Annotated in this window: 2 protein-coding genes; both read left to right on the forward strand. The window is 72.3% G+C overall.

The features are described 5' to 3' along the window. Positions 1-296 (forward strand): hypothetical protein (locus tag ACRDPS_RS19770; protein WP_431503325.1); only part of this gene is annotated, 296 nt, incomplete at its 5' end. A gap of 2 nt (positions 297-298) precedes the next feature. Beyond that, on the forward strand, positions 299-2,459 hold a 2,161-nt coding region (locus tag ACRDPS_RS19775), incomplete at its 3' end, for a UvrD-helicase domain-containing protein (RefSeq protein WP_431503372.1).

Consider the following 2,459-nt stretch of genomic DNA (forward strand, 5'->3'; position numbering starts at 1 on the left):
CCGAGCCGTTGCCGCTGCCGTTGAAGACATCACTCACCTACGCGCGTCAGCGCCGGACCCAGGCGAGCCCGGACGACGCTCTCTACAAGGCCGGTTGGGACTGGAAGGACGGCCGGTTCGAGGGCGAACAGTCCGATGTGGAACAGCTGCGCGCCTGGGGTGCGGGGTCCGGAATCCCGGGTCTTCGGGACCTGCCGGGCCCTGGCGAGGAGTTCGACGGGGAGACGACGCGCTTCGGTGCGCTCGCCCTGCGGGTCTGGTCGCCGTTGCTCAAGGCCGAGCAGGGGAGCTGGTGATCATGACGCCCTTCGACCTGAGCGGACCCCTCCCCACCGGGACGACGCTGATCGAGGCCTCGGCCGGCACCGGGAAGACGTTCACCATCGGCGCCCTGGTCACCCGCTACGTCATCGAGGGCGTCGCCACCCTCGACGAGATCCTGGCGATCACCTTCGGTCGTGCCGCCTCCCAGGAGCTGCGTGACCGGGTGCGCGCCCATCTGGTCGAGGCGGAGCGGGCGTTCGCGGCCGCGGCCGGTGGGCGGCGGCCGGCACCGCTCGATGCCCACCTGGAGCTCCTGCTCGACGTGGACGACGAAGAGATCGGCGTACGTCACGAGCGCGTGCGCGACGCTCTTGCCTCGTTCGACGGGGCGACGATCGCGACGACGCACCAGTTCTGTCAGCTCGTGCTGCGCTCGCTCGGGGTGGCCGGTGACACCGACGCCGGCGCCGAGCTGGTCGAGTCGCTCGACGAGCTGGTCGTGGAGGTCGTCGACGATCTCTACCTGAAGTGGTTCGGCGAGGTCCGCGACAAGCCACCGTTCAACCGTGACGACGCGCTGGGGCTGGCGCGGACCGCGGTCGAGGACCCGCAGTCCCAGCTCGCCGCGGCGCCGCCCGAGGACCCGCTGGCCGGAGCGCGGGTTCGGTTCGCGGAGGCGGTGCGGGCCGAGGTCGACCGCCGCAAGCAGCTGCGTGGCGTCCTCTCCTACGACGACCTGCTCTCCCGGCTCGCCTCCGCGCTGGCAGAACCATCCGCTCCCGCGCGGGCGCGGATGCGGCAGCGGTGGCGGATCGTGCTGGTCGACGAGTTCCAGGACACCGACCCGGTGCAGTGGCAGGTGCTGTCGCGGGCCTTCGAGGGCCACGCCACCCTGGTCCTGATCGGTGACCCCAAGCAGGCGATCTACGCCTTCCGCGGAGGCGACGTCTTCACCTACCTGGCAGCGGCCCGGACGGCCCGGACGCAGTCGACGCTCGGCACCAACTGGCGCAGCGACGGGCCGCTGGTCGAGCGGCTCCAGGTGGTTCTGGGCGGCGCCGCGCTCGGGGATCCGGACATCGTGGTGCGGGAGGTGGAGGCCCACCACGCCGGGTCCCGCCTCGAAGGTGCGCCGCACCCCTCGCCGTTCCGGCTCCGCCGAGTCGGGCGCGACGGCTTCAGGCTCACCCGAGGCAAGATGATCTCCGCCGCCGACGCGCGCCGGCATATCGCCAGAGACCTCGCCGGCGATGTCGCCGAGCTGCTCGGCTCGGGCGCCACCTGGTGCGACTCCCCGGTGGCGGCAGGGGACGTCGCGGTCATCGTCGCGGTACGTGAGCACGGGCTGCTCGTGCAGCGCCAGCTCCAGGCGCGCGGCATCCCGGCGGTGATGGCCGGCGGCGGCGACGTGTTCCTGACCCCCGCCGGCGAGGACTGGCTCGCGCTGCTGCAGGCGCTCGACTCACCCCACCGGACGCCTCTGGTGAGAGCCGCCGGGTTGACAGTCTTCTTCGGCCACACCGCGACCGAGCTCGACGCCGGTGGCGAGGCACTGACCTCGCGCATCGCCGACACGCTGCGCGGGTGGGCGCTGCTGCTGCGCGGTCGAGGCGTCGCAGCCTTGATCGAAGCTGCCGAGGAGCGCGGGCTCACCAGCCGGGTGCTGCAGCGCACCGACGGGGAACGGCTGCTGACCGACGTACGTCATCTCGGGCAGCTGCTCCACGACATCTCCGTGCGCGACTCGCTCGGGCTGCCGGCGCTGCTGACCTGGTATCGCGACGAGCGACGCCGCTCAGCCGCCGCCGAGCGGCCACGACGGCTGGACTCTGACGCCGCCGCCGTGCAGATCGTCACCGTGCACGGCTCCAAGGGGTTGCAGTATCCGGTCGTCTACCTGCCCTTCGCCTACGACCTCTTCGTGCGCGACCCCGAGGTGGCGCGGTTCCACGACGATTCGGGGCAGCGCACGATCGACGTCACCCGCACCGGCTCCGGCTGGGCCGAGCATGTGGAGCGGCACAAGGCCGAGGAGCTCGGTGAGGAGCTGCGAGATCTCTACGTCGCGCTGACCCGCGCCCAGTCGCAGGTCGTCGCCTGGTGGGCGCCGACGGCCAACACCGCCACCGGCGGGCTGCACCGGATGCTGTTCGGGCGCCAGCCTGGGGTCACCGAGGTGCCGGCGTCGCAGGAGG

The sequence above is a fragment of the Nocardioides sp. genome (assembly GCF_050699375.1).
In the GTDB taxonomy this organism is placed as follows: Bacteria; Actinomycetota; Actinomycetes; order Propionibacteriales; family Nocardioidaceae; genus Nocardioides.